This is a genomic window from Serratia sp. H402Y, assembly GCF_051172415.1.
GTDB lineage: Bacteria > Pseudomonadota > Gammaproteobacteria > Enterobacterales > Enterobacteriaceae > Serratia > Serratia ureilytica.
Genome location: NZ_JBPIYZ010000002.1, coordinates 1 through 15,274, shown reverse-complemented (window position 1 = coordinate 15,274; position 15,274 = coordinate 1). Strand labels below are relative to the sequence as shown.

Here is a 15,274-nt window from a genome sequence, read left to right as displayed (position 1 = left end):
TTATACAGTATTAAGCAAAACGCTAAAGGCGTCAATGGTTGGACTTATCATTTGTGCAGTAAAAATACGGCCAATCATTGATTAGCGGAAATTGTACAAGGAGGCCGTCAAAATGAATTTTGCCGCCGCGTGCGAGAACCTCCAACTGCCAGCGTTGCGGTTCTATGCCAATACCTCGAAGTTTGCGGGCAATATTCAGACAATGCTGCCGCTGTGGCGGCGTCAAACGAGCCGACGGCGCGGGTGCCGGCGGCAGGTGAAGAGCGCGCGTTCCACAGTTATTGCCAGAACTCCAAGGCGTCGCGGCGGCGAGTGTTTTAGCGACGATCCGCCATTGCACGGTGCGCGTTCGGTATACCCGCTCAATTCCCAAATGCGGTGCATAAATGCCAACAACTTTTGTGACGGGCTCGTCATAAGCGTTCCGGGTTTCTGAGGCTTCGCGCGCGACCCGCACCCATTGGTGGCTGCGTGGCACATTGGCGCCGCCTTGCGCCTGTATGTAACCGGCAAAGTCGCCGGCGTCGGCAGCGGCGCGCACGGCTTCGGTGCCGGCGTCAAACTGCGGCGTCAGGTTTTGGCCGCGAATACGTCGACATTCGCGGTAGACCCCGAGACCGGGCAGGCCGAAGGGATGAAACTGGGGGATGCGCCAGGTGGCGGCCCAGGCGCTGACCGCGCGGGCGGTATCGCTCAGCGGGGCGCCGGTTTCGCGATCGAGCTCTTCCTCCAATGCATACCCATCGAGGTTTTTTGCGACATATTTGGCCAGATAGGCGGTTGCGCCACCCCGGTTGAGGTGTTTGCTCTGGAAACGATGTTGTTGGGCGCCAGGTTCTGCTGCATCCTGTTGCAGCGCATAACGCTGCATGATGTCAAGCACTGCCTGACGTTGCATTTGTGGAGTGAACATCATCAGATGCCAGTGCGGCGTGCCGTCATGATGAGGCTCAACCACTCGCATACCGTAGACCTGCAGACGGCGATCCTTGAAGGCGGTTCGCATTTTCCCCCACTGGGCAACCAGATAACGCTGGCCATCCTTCGGTGTTAGGGCTTGTCCTTGCCAGCGTGTATTGAAGCGCATTTTGCCTCGTGCGCCGACATGCTGGATAGGGTGAAAGCGTGCCGGCGTCGTCAACGTAATAAACAACCCGCAGTGGCCGTTGCGAGTGGCGTAGGTTTCTATACCGGCGAGGGTATTCATCAACTCCATACGACGAATGGCGGGATTGGCGATGCTGCCGAGCACTTTATCCATAAGATCGGCGCGCTCGCCCGTGGCGACGTTTTCCAGCTCGCAACGGTGAAGATAATCGAGGTTCGATTGACGCCGAGCCTTGACATCGTGAAGGGCCTGTCTGCTGGCATAAGGTGACGTGTTGTTGCGGACGTTGCCTATCGCGATTTGCAGCGCCTCGCGCCACTGCATGCGCTGCATTTTGAGACGCCGCAGCCACCAGCGATCGTCGGTCAGGCGCGACAGCGCCGCAATTGCCCGCTCGCTGTCCAACTTGCCTTTACGATAACAGCGCCAGTGCATGGGCTGGATATTGAAGGCGCGGGCCATCGTGGCGATTTGGCGATAGAGGCGGCGCTGTATATCCGCGTGTAGCAGGATCTCGGCATTATTGCCATGCTTCGCCAGCAAGGCGTCACATTCACTCTGGTAGAGCGCAGAAAGTTGGCCCCCGATACGCCGCGCCAACTGCTCCAGCGCTTTATCGCCCAGCGCGGGCAGTGCGCTATAGCTGTCCGCTTCGCTGCCAAAGTGCAGTGATTTGCGTTGATCCAAACCGAAATTATTATTTACCTGCTGAATGCGTGGCCATATCCGCCGATGGAAAACTCGCACCAGATAATGCCAGGCGGCGTGGGCTCCCTTCTGGCTGAGCAGTTGGCGGTGGCGCTCAAGGAACGGCGTGCGCAAATAATAAGGCAGGTCATGAATGCACTGCAGTATCGCTTGCCATTGGCGCAGTTGGTCGCGATTCAGCGCCGCTTCGCGTCCTATCGCACGTCGTGGGGCATTCCATGGATAGGCGTAATCACCGTACGCTGCGTGTTGTATGGCAGAGACGTTGACCGGCAGATGCTCCGCCGGCCTATTTTTAACGGCGAGCGACATGACGTTGCTTGGCTTCTGATAGCTGCTGGCAGGTCACGCAGCGGCTGACGCCGGGAATCGCGATGCGTCTCGCCACAGGAATCGCCGCGTCACAATCGGCACAGCAGAACGCCGAGGGCGCTGTGGCAACCGGCCTGGCATACGCAATTTGTTTCTCGAGCATCAATGCCTGGCGCTCCTGCGCCATATCAATAGTATCAGCCATAATATTTTCCAGTATTTAATAGGGTGAATTTGGGCCGAGCGGTGCCCGGCGGGTTGCACGCCAGCTTGATTCGAAAGGTTATTTTTTTGGGGTTAACAGACAGTCTGTTTCGCTGATATAGCGCGGCAACGATTGACTGAGCGAGATGAGTTCATTGAGTGCCGCGACGATTTTCCGCCGTTCGGCATAACCCATTTCGTGAAACTTTAACCACACATAGCGTTCAGTCAGCCCGGCGTGGAAGCAAAATGTATGGCGCAGGTGCAGCGGCGCCGTGTCGTAAATCTCTTCGGCATGGTTGGGTTGCCGGGCAAACAGTGTGCGGCGGATTTCAGCAATACGCCGCAGGCCGATAGCCCGTTGCTCCTCGCTGGCCAGTAGCATGACAGCCTCCTTATCTGAATTTGATGATGGATGAATACTCGCAAAAGCAAGGTTTGGTTATCCGTCGTTTAAAGGCGAAAACTTGAGTAAACACGCTGTAAACAAAGTGATTACGCAAGGTTGTTGTCGCCTTGCGGTATTTGCATTTTCATCACCCATGTCGCATCATCTTAACTAAAGCGATCGACATGCCGAGTGACGGCGAATTGATGGTACTTTAAATCGCAAAATGCGACTTGTAAATGCGAATTTCATTTTTAATCGGTGATGATATGCGTGAAGATGCAACAAACAACAACACCTCCGTGGGAGCGGTAATTGAGAGAGTTCTTTCATCTTATGGCGTTGGCACGCAGAAGGAATTGAGTGAAATCCTTGGGATAGCGCCGAATAACATCAGTAGTTGGCAACAGCGGGGTAGTGTTCCCGGATATGTCATTATCAACTGCGCGTTAACTACGGGAGCAGACCTGGCCTGGCTGATGACTGGTGAACTTGCAAATTCAAAAGGAAATCGCAAGCCTGCGTCATCTGCGCAAGGTAAAGCGCTTTACGATCGCGTTTTGGCTTCCGGCGGGAAAGGGGTATTGCGCCGCATTTTGGATGCTTACGGTTTCAATCTGCAAAAAGAATTGGGCGACCTGCTGGGTATCTCTTCAGGCACGATGAGCACCTGGGTCCGCCGCAACTACTTCCCCGGCGATATCGTGGTGACCTGTGCTCTGGATACAGGCGTCTCGCTGCTGTGGCTGGCGACGGGCCAGGGGGAGATGTGGGGTGATGCCGCATCGGCGGTTCCGGTATCCGAAGCTCGCACGATACCGAAATATCGCCTGCTCGCCGGGCAGTTGAAAGAGGGGGGGCAGTGGTCGGCAGACTGTTCTTTGATTCCTGACGGCGTGGCTCAGCCGGCTTATGTTGATGGCGGGCGCGTATCCTGGCTGGTGGATCTGGCCGTTACGCATATCGCCAATGGCCGCTGGCTGGTGGACATCGACGGTAACCTGGACGTTTACGATATAGCGCGTTTACCGGGTAACCAGGTGCGGGTCAGCGGCGGCAACGTCGACTTTCAATGTTCTCCGGATGCATTGAAAGCGCTTGGCATGGTCTGGTTAACGTTGACGCCGCAGGCATAAAAAAAGCCCATCGATGATGGGCTTCGAGAAATAATGGGCGGGCAGGTTACAGGCCGTAGACCAGCGTGACCGAGGTTGTCGTGTCGGTGTTCTTCGGCGCGGAGGCCGGTGGCTTGCTGTTGTAGGTCACGGTGTAAGCTACGCGCAGTGAAAAGCGATCGTTGATCGCCACGTTCAACGCGCTTTCCGAGTTCAGCGTGGTTTCTTCGTTCGCCAGTGCGGAGACGCCCTGAATGAACTTGGTGTTGTCGGTCAGCTGATAGGAATAGTTGGCCGCGCCATAGGCCAGCCCTTTGGTCGAGCGGCCGCCGCCATGGTATTCGTCATGGCGCACGCCGGGACCGAATTCCACCCGCAGGTCGCTGAGCGGCCCGTTGAGGATTTGACGGCCATAGCCGCTGGTCAGCGTGGAGCGTGAGTCGTAACCGTTGAAACGGTCGCTCAGCCAGCTGGCCTGGCCGAACAGGTAGTTGCGATCGGTCAGGTTATAGCGCGTACGGCCGCCGGCCTGATACTTTTCGGACGAGCGCACGTTGGAGGAGGTGGTGTTGTTGGCCGCCCCCCACAGGCTGTACGCCGCGTCGGTGTTGAACCAGGTCATGTTGGTATTGGCCAACAGAGTGGAACTCTGCGAGTTGCCGGACTGGGCGTTGTAGCCCGCCTGCACGTTGCCTTCGAACGGTTTCTTGGCGGTGGCCGGATCGTCCATCGCGGTGAAAAGCGTATTGTCGGCAAGGGCTGAAACACTGGTGAAAGTCGTTAAGCAGCAAATATACAGCGGAAAAGCGCGACGAGCGCGGGAAGAGAGCATCTTGGATCCAGTTGTTAAGGGTGATTATTGTTGATGACGGTCACATTATATCGGTTCATTTCGGCGACAAAAATAGCCGCCATTAGCTTAAGTTTTTAATTTTTATCCCTCATTTATTCGCTTTTCTTCTACTTAAATTCATCGCTTTCGACGGCATTTCGTGCTGATCCTGCTTTGCCCGGCCGCCGGTGCCGAGATGGGGCGTGCATCCTCGCTGTAAAATATAGTGTACAAATATATTTACGATAAATGGCTTTGTTAGGCAGGAGGGGCTACAGCGTGATGATGGGCTGTTTAATTGTTTAATATATTGTATTTATTGAATTTAAATATATTTTCGCAACCCTGACTCAAAGGTGGTTTAAGCAAGATAATGACGGTAATCTTTTATTTACGGAAAATGGATTGAAAACTTTACATATCGTGATAGGGTAGACCCCTGAAACGCTCAATGTTCCATTTCAACGCATAACGCCAAACGACAGGAATAGCATCATGCAAAAAGACGCGCTCAATAACGTACACATCAGTGCAGAACAGGTTCTCATCACGCCGGAGGAGCTGAAGAACCAGTTCCCGCTCAGCGCCGACGACGAAAATGAAATCGCCACTGCGCGTAACACCATCGCCAACATTTTGCAGGGGCGCGATCATCGCCTGTTGGTGGTGTGTGGGCCTTGTTCGATCCACGATCCGGATGCGGCGCTGGACTACGCCCGTCGTTTGAAAACCCTGGCGGCTGACTTGAGCGATCAGCTGTATATCGTTATGCGCGTCTACTTTGAAAAACCCAGAACCACTGTCGGCTGGAAAGGTTTGATCAACGATCCGTACATGGACGGTTCGTTTGACGTTGAAGCAGGCTTGCATATCGCGCGTCGCCTGTTGCTGGATCTGGTGGGCATGGGCTTGCCGTTGGCTACCGAAGCGTTGGATCCGAACAGCCCGCAGTACCTGGGCGATTTGTTCAGCTGGTCGGCGATCGGCGCGCGTACCACCGAATCTCAGACCCACCGAGAAATGGCATCCGGCCTGTCGATGCCGGTCGGGTTCAAAAACGGCACCGATGGCAGCCTGGGCACCGCCATCAACGCCATGCGCGCCGCTGCCATGCCGCATCGCTTCGTCGGCATTAACCAGGCAGGCCAGGTTTGCCTGCTGCAGACTCAGGGCAACCCGGATGGGCACGTGATCCTGCGCGGCGGCAAAACTCCGAACTACAGCGCTGAGCACGTTGCGGCCTGTGAAAAACAGATGCTTGAGGCGGGACTCCACCCGTCCTTGATGATAGATTGCAGCCATGGCAACTCGAATAAAGACTATCGCCGTCAGCCGGCGGTTGCCGAGTCCGTGGTGGAGCAGATCAAGGCGGGTAACCGCTCAATCACCGGCATTATGCTGGAGAGCCATCTGCATGAGGGCAATCAGTCTTCCGAACAGCCGCGTGCAGACATGCGTTACGGTGTGTCCGTCACCGACGCCTGCATCAACTGGGAGAGTACGGAAACCCTGTTGCGCCATATGCATCAGGAACTCGGCGCTGCGCTGACGGCCCGCACGGGAGAAAAGTAAGTTATGGTGGCAGAACTGACCGCGCTGCGCGATCAAATCGATGAGGTGGATAAAGCGCTGCTGGATCTGCTGGCGAAACGCCTGCATCTGGTAGCGGAAGTGGGCGAAGTCAAAAGCCGCCACGGTTTGCCGGTTTATGTGCCGGAGCGCGAAGCCGCGATGCTGGCCTCGCGCCGCCGGGAGGCGGAAAATCTCGGCGTGCCGCCGGATCTGATCGAAGATGTGTTGCGCCGCGTGATGCGCGAGTCTTACGTCAGCGAGAACGATAAGGGCTTTAAAACCCTGTGCCCGCAGCTGCGGCCGATCGTCATTATCGGCGGCAACGGCCAAATGGGCCGGCTGTTCAATCGCTTGCTGACGTTGTCGGGTTATCAGGTCAGGGTGTTGGATCAGGAAGATTGGCCGCAGGCGGAGCAGCTGTTGGCGGATGCCGGCATGGTGATCGTCAGCGTGCCGATCCACGTGACCGAGCAAGTGATAAGCCGCCTGCCGACGCTGCCTGCCGATTGTATTCTGGTGGATCTGGCGTCGGTGAAGAACCGGCCTTTGCACGCGATGTTGGCGGCGCACAGCGGCCCGGTGGTCGGTCTGCATCCGATGTTCGGCCCGGACGTGGGCAGCGTGGCCAAGCAGGTGGTGGTCTACTGCGACGGCCGCCAGCCGGAGGCGTATCAGTGGCTGCTTGAACAGTTGCAGGTGTGGGGGGCGCGGCTGCATCGCATCAGCGCGGCCGAGCACGATCAGAATATGGCGTTTATTCAGGCGCTGCGGCACTTCGCTACCTTCGCCTACGGGCTGCACCTGGCGGAAGAGAACGTGCAACTGGAGCAGCTGCTGGCACTCTCTTCGCCAATCTACCGGTTGGAGCTGGCGATGGTTGGCCGCCTGTTCGCACAGGATCCGCAGCTGTACGCCGATATCATTATGTCGTCGGAAGAAAATGTGGCGCTGATTAAGCGTTACTACCAGCGCTTCGGCGAGGCGATAAAGCTGTTGGAGCATGGCGACAAACAGGCGTTTATCGAGAGCTTCCGCAAGGTAGAGCATTGGTTCGGCGATTACGCCCAGCGCTTCCTGGTGGAGAGCCGTACGTTGTTGCGGCAGGCTAACGACAGCCGGCAGTAAAACGCGGGCAGTAAACATAAAGGGTTCGGCTTGGCCGAACCCTTTTTTACAGTTTCAGGATGGGTTGACCGGCACCACGGTGTCGCTTGGGTAACAGCCCAGCACCTTCAGCGAGCGGGTGAGCGGCGCCAGATCGCGCAGCGCTTTTTGCATCGCCTCGGCGCGCAGGTTGGCCTGCACATCGATATAGAACATCTCCTCCCACGGATTGCCGTTGATCGGACGTGATTCCAGCTTGGTCATGATGATGCCGTTATCGCGCAATACCAGCAGCGCTTCGACCAGCGCGCCGGATTGTTGGCCGGTCGCCATGATCAGCGTGGTTTTTGCCGGCACCTGTTCGGAGACATCGATCGCTTTGCGCGCCAGCACGATGAAGCGAGTGATGTTTTGCTGCTGGTTGGCGAGATTGTGTTCCAACACCTGCAACCCGTACAGCGCGCCGCCGGCCTCGCTGCCCAGTGCAGCCACCTTCGGCGAATTCAGCTTGGCGACTTTCTCCATCGCGGCCGCCGTGCTTTCGGTGTATTCGATTTTCCAGTGCGGGAAGCGGTTAAGGAACTGGCTGCACTGTTGGAACGGCTGCGGATGGCTGTAGACGGTTTCTATCTGGCTCAGATCGCTGTCGCCGGCGATCAGAACGCAGTGGTTGATAGGGTTAGTCAGTTCGCCGACGATCGACAGGCTGGTGTGTTGCAGCAGATCGTAGACCTCGTTTATCGAACCGGAGCTGGTGTTCTCGATCGGCAAAATCGCGTAGTCCGCCTGGCCGGTTTCCACCTGGGCGAAAATATCCTGAAACTTCTGGCAGCCGCATTCGATCAGCCGATCGAAGTGGCGGGCAGCGTATTGGCGCGCCGCCAGATGTGAATAAGAGCCTTTCGGGCCGAGGAAAGCGATGCGGGCGGAATGCTGGCTGACGGGGTTGAGCTGGTGCTGCAACAGCGCCTGCTGGGTCAGAACGGAGTCTTCAATGATCAGTTGGAACAGGCGGGTGACGTAGAAACCGTCCAGGTCGTAAGGCTTGGCGGCGGCGATCAGCGCATCCAGCAGATCGCGTTCGCGCTCTTTGTCACGGATCGGGCGGTGAGAGTGCAGCTTAGTCTTGCCGACTTCGATCGCCAGCTCACGGCGTTCCGCCAGCAAGGCCAACAGTTTCAAGTCCAGTGCGCTGATGCGCTCGCGCAGCACCAATAACGGGTTGTCAGTCATAATCAGCTTCCGCCTTCAGTTCTTATTCGTTGTATAACAGCCATAAAAAAAGCCCCCTGTTTCCAGGAGGCCTTGTTGTTCGTCTTCGCATTCTTTCTCACACGACGAAACGCCTCCCAGTCAGGGGAAGGTAAAAAAGAATGCGAAGAAAAACGGTGTGCGTGGCATGGTCTACCTAAGGTTAATGCGAACAGGTTTTAAAGTAACCGCTGGCTTTTACCCCGTCAACAAAAATACCCGACAAAAAACGCGCCCTCGGGCGCGTTTGATGCGGCAATCGCTGTCGGACGGTTATTCCTGCTCTTGCGTGACTTCCGGCACGATGTCTTTCACGCTGGCATTGCAGCGGCGCGCTTCGCCTTTATGCTGCACCTTGTTCAACTGGCGTTCCAGCTTGGCGATCAGCTCATTAACGGCGGTGTACATGTCATCATGTTTGGCGCTGGCGACCAGCGGGCCGTTAGGCGTAGTAATGGTAGCGTCGGCGACAAACCCCTGCGGTTCTTTAGATAAGACGATATGCGGGTTTATCAGCTGGGTCTGCCATTTTTCCAGTTTGGTGAGACGGTCTTCGACGTGATTGCGGATTGCGGGAGTGATATCCATTTGTTTGCTGGTAATGTTCAATGTCATATAACTTACCTCTCTGTCTTTCCGTCTTGGTGAACCCAGCATACCCCGCTTTTTGTTTAAATGCGTGATGTAAATCACGATTTTTTGTCACTTTTTGCAAAGTTAGTTCAATCTGTGATTCAGCATTTGAATTGGCTATCTAATGCTTGAGAGTTGCCGCCGGATGGCGCATTATCGATGAGTTGACCGGTGAGGAGCGCTAGCTAACACCGTGTTTTTACTTGTGTATTTTTCCAGTGAAAACCCGGTCGACGCCAATGAAAACGGCAGCCTTGGCTGCCGTTTGGTTTTTCTGCCGTTGCCGACGCGCGCTTATTGCGGGTTGGCAGCGATCACTTTGGCCACTTTGTCAGCCTGGCCGTTCAGCTGCAGCTGCTTGTAAGCATTTTCCATCAGCGGCAACACGTCGTGCGTCGCTTTGGTATCCGGGAATTCACGCAACATCTGCTCGGCGCGATTAACGACCGCGACGTAAGCACCGCGTTTAGTGTAGTATTCCGCCACCGAAAGCTCATACTTGGCCAAGCGGTCTTTCAGATACACCAAACGCTTGTTGGCGTCTGTCGCGTATTGGCTGTTCGGGTATTGCTGAATCAACTGGCTGAAGTCGCGGAACGCAGCGCGAGCGTGCTGAGGATCGCGATCCGAGCGGTCAACCCCGAAGAAGCCCTGCAGCGCGCTGTCATCGAGCGCCATGTCGGTCAAGCCGCGCATGTACATCACGTAATCGATGTTCGGGTGCGTCGGGTTCAGACGCATGAAGCGATCGATGGATGCCTGAGCCATCGGCAAGTCGGCGGCCTTATAGTAGGCGTAAATCAAATCCAGCTGGACCTGCTGGGAATACGGCCCGAAAGGATAGCGGTTATCTAACGCTTCGAGTTGCGTAATCGCGCCCTTGAAGTTACCGTCCTGCAGTTTTTGCTGCGCGGTAGCATAGATTTCCGAAGGTGGGTTGTCGGGAACCGCATCCTTGGATGTGGAGCAACCTGCCAGCGCCAGGCTCAACGTGGCTGCCGCCACCAGATATTTCATACGCGTCATGACGTTTTGATTATCCTCAGGGTGTTATTCCGGGAGACTGTCCGTTAAGCTCCCGACAAAGACCAGGTACAATAGCACATTATATTAAACGGCATCGCCGTGAAAACCCAACGTTAACGAAGAAGCTGCATATGGCACAACAAGTACAACTCACCGCAACGGTGGCCGAATCTCAACTCGGACAACGTTTAGATCAGGCTTTGGCCGAATTGTTCCCTGATTATTCACGATCTCGCATAAAAGAGTGGATCCTGGGCGATCGGGTGAAGGTCAATGGCAAAACGTCAAACAAACCGAAAGAGAAGGTGCTGGGCGGAGAGACAGTCGCCATCGATGCACAGATAGAAGAAGAAGCGCGTTGGGAGCCGCAGGATATCGCGCTGGATATCGTCTATGAAGACAGCGATATCCTGGTGATCAACAAGCCGCGCGATTTGGTGGTGCACCCTGGCGCCGGTAACCCGGACGGCACGGTGCTCAATGCGCTGCTGCATCACTACCCGGAAATCGCCGACGTGCCGCGTGCCGGCATCGTGCACCGTCTGGATAAAGACACCACCGGCCTGATGGTGGTGGCGAAAACCGTGCCGGCGCAAACCCGGCTGGTGGAGGCGCTGCAGGCGCGCGAAATCACCCGTGAATACGAAGCGGTGGCGATCGGTACCATGACGGCAGGCGGTACGGTAGAAGAACCTATCGCGCGCCATTCCACCAAGCGCACTCACATGGCGGTGCACCCGATGGGTAAGCCGGCGGTGACGCACTATCGCATTATGGAGCACTTCCGCGCGCACACTCGTCTGCGCCTGCGCCTGGAAACCGGCCGTACTCACCAGATCCGCGTGCACATGGCTTACATTAGCCATCCGCTGGTGGGCGATCCGCTGTACGGCGGCCGTCCGCGTCCGCCGAAAGGCGCTTCGGAGGCCTTCATCAACGCGCTGCGCGGCTTTGACCGCCAGGCGCTGCACGCTACCATGCTGCGTTTGTATCACCCGATCAGCGGCATCCAGATGGAGTGGCATGCGCCGCTGCCGCAGGACATGGTCGATCTGATCAACGCGCTGAAGGCGGACACCGAAGAATTCAAAGATCAGATGGACTGGTAATGCGCTCGCTCATTCTGCCCGACTGGCCGTTGCCTCCCGGCGTTAAAGCTTGCAGCACCACGCGCGATGGTGGCGTCAGCCTGCCACCTTATGACTCGCTGAACCTCGGCGCTCACGTGGGTGACGAGGCGCAAGCGGTGAAGCGCAATCGGGAACGGTTGGTTACCGCCGCCGGCTTGCCGCAGATGCCGGTATGGCTCGAGCAGGTGCACGGCACTCGCGTGGTGACGTTGACGGGACAAGCGCCCGCCGATCTGCGGGCGGATGCGGTGTACAGTAACGTGCCGGGTCAGGTGTGCGCAGTGATGACGGCGGATTGTCTGCCGGTGCTGTTCTGCTCGCAGCAAGGCGACGAAGTGGCCGCCGCTCACGCCGGTTGGCGTGGGCTATGCCACGGCGTGCTGGAGCAAACCGTGGCGGCGTTCAGCGCCGCACCGGGCCAAATCAGCGCCTGGCTGGGGCCGGCGATCGGCCCGCAGCAGTTTGAGGTCGGGCCGGAGGTGCGCGCCGCTTTCATGGCGGAAGACGCTGAGGCCGCAGCGGCATTTACCCCGCATGGCGATAAGTTTTTGGCTAATATCTACTTGCTGGCTCGCCAACGCTTGTTGCGTGCGGGCGTTCAGGCCATTTATGGCGGCGACCGCTGTACGGTTAACGAAATGAGCCATTTTTTCTCCTATCGACGCGATGGAATAACCGGACGTCTGGCAAGTTTAATCTGGCTGATATAACCTATTGAATTAGGACGATCCAACGACGCATGGCGTTGTACCGAAAATTTAGCGTCGAGATAACCTTGAAAATTTGAGGGATGACCTCATTTAATCTCCAGTAGCAATTTCGACCCATCTTGGAGGTGTTATGCGTCTGGATCGTCTTACCAACAAATTCCAGCTTGCCCTCGCCGATGCCCAGTCACTAGCCCTTGGGCACGACAACCAGTTTATTGAACCGCTACATCTGATGAGCGCCCTGCTCAATCAGGAAGGGGGCACGGTTCGTCCACTATTAACTTCCGCAGGTATCGATGCCGGGCGTGTGCGCACCGAGATCGAACAGGCGCTGTCCCGTTTACCGCAGGTAGAAGGCACCGGTGGCGACGTTCAACCGTCCCACGAGTTGGTGCGCGTTCTGAACCTGTGCGACAAGCTGGCGCAAAAGCGTGCGGACAAATTCATTTCTTCCGAGCTGTTTGTGCTTGCGGTGCTGGAAGACCGCGGCTCGTTGACCGACTTGTTGAAAGCGGCCGGCGCGACGGCCGACAAAATCAGCAAAGCCATTGAACAAATGAGAGGCGGTGACAGCGTGGAAGACCAAGGCGCCGAAGACCAACGGCAGGCATTGAAGAAATACACTATCGATCTGACCGAACGTGCTGAGCAGGGCAAACTTGATCCGGTGATCGGCCGTGACGAAGAGATCCGTCGCACCATTCAGGTGCTGCAACGCCGTACCAAAAACAACCCGGTGTTGATCGGCGAGCCTGGCGTGGGTAAAACCGCCATCGTCGAAGGCCTGGCGCAGCGCATCATCAACGGCGAAGTGCCGGAAGGACTGAAGCACAAGCGCGTATTGTCCCTCGATATGGGCGCCTTGATCGCCGGCGCCAAATATCGCGGCGAGTTTGAAGAGCGTCTGAAAGGCGTGCTCAACGATCTGGCCAAGCAGGAAGGCAGCGTTATTCTGTTTATCGACGAACTGCACACCATGGTCGGCGCCGGTAAGGCGGATGGCGCGATGGACGCAGGCAACATGCTGAAGCCGGCGCTGGCGCGCGGCGAGCTGCACTGCGTCGGTGCCACTACGCTGGATGAATACCGTCAATATATAGAGAAGGATGCGGCGCTCGAACGTCGTTTCCAGAAAGTGTATGTGGCTGAGCCGAGCGTGGAAGACACCATTGCTATTCTGCGCGGCCTGAAAGAGCGTTACGAACTGCACCACCACGTGCAGATAACCGACCCGGCCATTGTGGCGGCGGCAACGCTTTCGCACCGCTATATCGCCGATCGTCAATTGCCGGACAAGGCTATTGACCTTATCGACGAAGCGGCGTCCAGCATTCGCATGCAGATGGACTCCAAGCCGGAGTCGCTCGACAGGCTTGAGCGCCGCATCATCCAATTGAAACTGGAACAGCAGGCGCTGAATAAAGAGTCTGACGACGCCAGCAAGAAACGCCTGGACATGCTGAGCGATGAGCTGGGGCAGAAAGAGCGCGAATACTCGGAGCTGGAAGAAGAGTGGAAAGCGGAAAAAGCGTCGCTCTCCGGCACCCAGAATATCAAGGCTGAACTCGAGCAGGCCAAAATCACCCTGGAGCAGGCGCGTCGCGTCGGCGATCTGGGGCGGATGTCGGAACTGCAGTACGGCAAAATCCCTGAGCTGGAAAAACAGCTCGCCGCCGCCACGCAGGCCGAAGGCAAGAGCATGAAGCTATTGCGCAACCGGGTGACCGATGCGGAGATTGCCGAAGTGCTGGCGCGTGCCACCGGGATCCCGGTCGCAAGAATGCTGGAAGGCGAGCGCGACAAGCTGCTGCGCCTGGAACAAGAACTGCATTCGCGAGTGATTGGCCAGGACGAAGCGGTCAGCGCAGTCTCCAATGCGATTCGCCGCAGCCGTGCGGGGCTGTCCGATCCTAACCGACCGATCGGTTCGTTCCTGTTCCTCGGCCCGACCGGGGTGGGGAAAACCGAGCTCTGCAAGGCGCTGGCTTCGTTCCTGTTCGACAGCGACGACGCCATGGTGCGTATCGATATGTCCGAGTTTATGGAGAAACACTCCGTTTCGCGTCTGGTCGGTGCGCCTCCGGGCTATGTCGGTTATGAAGAGGGCGGCTACCTGACGGAAGCCGTACGTCGCCGGCCTTATTCGGTGATTCTGCTGGATGAAGTCGAGAAAGCGCACCCGGACGTGTTCAATATTCTGTTGCAGGTGTTGGATGACGGCCGCCTGACCGATGGTCAAGGCCGCACCGTCGATTTCCGCAATACCGTGGTGATCATGACGTCCAACCTGGGTTCCGATCTGATCCAGGAGCATTTCGGTCAGATGAACTACGCGCAGATGAAAGAGTCGGTGATGGAGATGGTGAGTCACCACTTCCGTCCGGAGTTCATCAACCGTATCGACGAAGTGGTGGTGTTCCACCCGCTGGGCGAGAAACACATCGCCGCGATCGCCAAGATTCAGTTGTCGCGTCTGTACAAGCGTTTGGAAGAGCGCGGTTACGAAGTGACCATGACCGAACCGGCCCTGGCGCTGTTAAGCAAAACCGGCTACGACCCTGTATATGGCGCACGCCCGTTGAAACGCGCTATTCAGCAGGAAATCGAGAACCCGCTGGCGCAGCAAATCCTGTCCGGCAAGCTGATCCCCGGCAAGCTGGTAACGCTGGATGTGGAAAACGACCATATCGTTGCCCGACAATAACGGCAATTAAGCGTAATAAAGATGAAAGGGAGCGGGTGACCGCTCCCTTTTCTTTACCTTCGTTTGTCCCTGTTTACAGGGTTTGCCGCTATTACTGTGCTAAAACCGGTATTTTCTGACTAATAAACATCCTAAAAAGGCGTTTTTGGTGATTATTTGAACGCTTGAAAATTTTTTTGCATTTAGGGGTTGCGGCCTGCCGAGAACTCCCTATAATGCGCCTCCACTGACCGGGAACAACGACTGACAAGCCGCCGGGTCAGCGAGAGGAAAGCGAAATAAACGCTTGACTCTCCGGGTGAAAAGCGTAATATACGCCACCTCGAGTTAGCAAGCGAAAGCGCCTAACTCACTGCTCTTTAACAATTTATCAGACAATCTGTGTGGGCACTCCACAAGACGATATCCAGCATCTTCGGATGCAAAAAAATATCAAGTCTTGAAGAGTGACTAACTGAAGTAAAATTCATGCAGTAA

14 protein-coding genes and 1 other annotated feature are annotated in these 15,274 nt (G+C 56.5%); of the genes, 6 read left to right on the top strand and 8 right to left on the bottom strand.

The window, feature by feature from the left end:
- Positions 1-31: 31 nt before the first annotated feature.
- From ACSBQS_RS14030 to ACSBQS_RS14020, 3 genes are all read right to left on the bottom strand, one after another.
- Positions 32-2,128, bottom strand: coding sequence for a replication endonuclease (locus ACSBQS_RS14030; protein ID WP_197666565.1), 2,097 nt, complete (start codon positions 2,126-2,128; stop codon positions 32-34).
- Positions 2,112-2,333, bottom strand: a complete 222-nt coding sequence (locus ACSBQS_RS14025; protein ID WP_033641931.1) for a TraR/DksA C4-type zinc finger protein — start codon at positions 2,331-2,333, stop codon at positions 2,112-2,114. The genes ACSBQS_RS14030 and ACSBQS_RS14025 overlap by 17 nt, the downstream gene beginning before the upstream one ends.
- 78 nt (positions 2,334-2,411) lie before the next feature.
- Positions 2,412-2,717 carry a hypothetical protein gene (locus tag ACSBQS_RS14020; protein ID WP_033641932.1) on the bottom strand — a complete coding sequence of 102 codons (306 nt, stop codon included), beginning with the start codon at positions 2,715-2,717 and terminating at the stop codon, positions 2,412-2,414.
- A gap of 242 nt (positions 2,718-2,959) precedes the next feature.
- Here ACSBQS_RS14020 and ACSBQS_RS14015 point away from each other — a divergent pair, with 242 nt between their 5' ends.
- Positions 2,960-3,856, top strand: a complete 897-nt coding sequence (locus ACSBQS_RS14015) for a helix-turn-helix domain-containing protein (protein WP_147839177.1) — start codon at positions 2,960-2,962, stop codon at positions 3,854-3,856.
- Positions 3,857-3,902: 46 nt separating this feature from the next.
- On the opposite strand, the gene ACSBQS_RS14010 is transcribed toward ACSBQS_RS14015, so the two are convergent.
- Positions 3,903-4,667, bottom strand: coding sequence for a DUF481 domain-containing protein (locus tag ACSBQS_RS14010; protein ID WP_033641933.1), 765 nt, complete (start codon positions 4,665-4,667; stop codon positions 3,903-3,905).
- Between the two features lie 495 nt (positions 4,668-5,162).
- On the opposite strand from ACSBQS_RS14010, the gene ACSBQS_RS14005 reads away from it, so the two are divergent.
- Positions 5,163-6,239, top strand: a complete 1,077-nt coding sequence (locus tag ACSBQS_RS14005) for a 3-deoxy-7-phosphoheptulonate synthase (RefSeq protein ID WP_016929016.1) — start codon at positions 5,163-5,165, stop codon at positions 6,237-6,239.
- A gap of 3 nt (positions 6,240-6,242) precedes the next feature.
- On the top strand, positions 6,243-7,364 hold the full coding sequence (tyrA, locus tag ACSBQS_RS14000; protein WP_033641935.1) for a bifunctional chorismate mutase/prephenate dehydrogenase: 1,122 nt from the start codon (positions 6,243-6,245) through the stop codon (positions 7,362-7,364).
- A gap of 54 nt (positions 7,365-7,418) precedes the next feature.
- On the opposite strand, the gene pheA is transcribed toward tyrA, so the two are convergent.
- From pheA to bamD, 4 genes are all read right to left on the bottom strand, one after another.
- The gene (pheA, locus tag ACSBQS_RS13995) at positions 7,419-8,576 is read right to left on the bottom strand and encodes a bifunctional chorismate mutase/prephenate dehydratase (RefSeq protein ID WP_197666564.1); all 1,158 of its coding nucleotides are present in this window, start codon (positions 8,574-8,576) and stop codon (positions 7,419-7,421) included.
- A 42-nt stretch (positions 8,577-8,618) separates the two neighbouring features.
- Positions 8,619-8,745, bottom strand: a sequence feature (Phe leader region).
- Positions 8,697-8,744: a hypothetical protein gene (locus tag ACSBQS_RS13990; RefSeq protein WP_101428074.1), complete on the bottom strand. Its 48-nt coding sequence runs from the start codon at positions 8,742-8,744 to the stop codon at positions 8,697-8,699. (Overlaps the previous feature by 48 nt.)
- A gap of 122 nt (positions 8,746-8,867) precedes the next feature.
- On the bottom strand, positions 8,868-9,209 hold the full coding sequence (raiA, locus tag ACSBQS_RS13985; RefSeq protein WP_004932457.1) for a ribosome-associated translation inhibitor RaiA: 342 nt from the start codon (positions 9,207-9,209) through the stop codon (positions 8,868-8,870).
- Positions 9,210-9,521: 312 nt separating this feature from the next.
- Positions 9,522-10,253, bottom strand: a complete 732-nt coding sequence (gene bamD / locus ACSBQS_RS13980; RefSeq protein WP_004932456.1) for an outer membrane protein assembly factor BamD — start codon at positions 10,251-10,253, stop codon at positions 9,522-9,524.
- 131 nt (positions 10,254-10,384) lie between these two features.
- Here bamD and rluD point away from each other — a divergent pair, with 131 nt between their 5' ends.
- The 3 genes from rluD (at position 10,385) to clpB (ending at position 14,797) form a co-directional block, all read left to right on the top strand.
- Entirely contained in the window at positions 10,385-11,362 is a 978-nt protein-coding gene (gene rluD / locus ACSBQS_RS13975) for a 23S rRNA pseudouridine(1911/1915/1917) synthase RluD (protein WP_197750010.1), read from the top strand.
- On the top strand, positions 11,362-12,093 hold the full coding sequence (yfiH, locus tag ACSBQS_RS13970) for a purine nucleoside phosphorylase YfiH (RefSeq protein WP_033641938.1): 732 nt from the start codon (positions 11,362-11,364) through the stop codon (positions 12,091-12,093). The genes rluD and yfiH overlap by 1 nt, the downstream gene beginning before the upstream one ends.
- A 130-nt stretch (positions 12,094-12,223) precedes the next feature.
- The gene (clpB, locus tag ACSBQS_RS13965) at positions 12,224-14,797 is read left to right on the top strand and encodes an ATP-dependent chaperone ClpB (RefSeq protein ID WP_025301647.1); all 2,574 of its coding nucleotides are present in this window, start codon (positions 12,224-12,226) and stop codon (positions 14,795-14,797) included.
- Positions 14,798-15,274 lie beyond the last annotated feature (477 nt).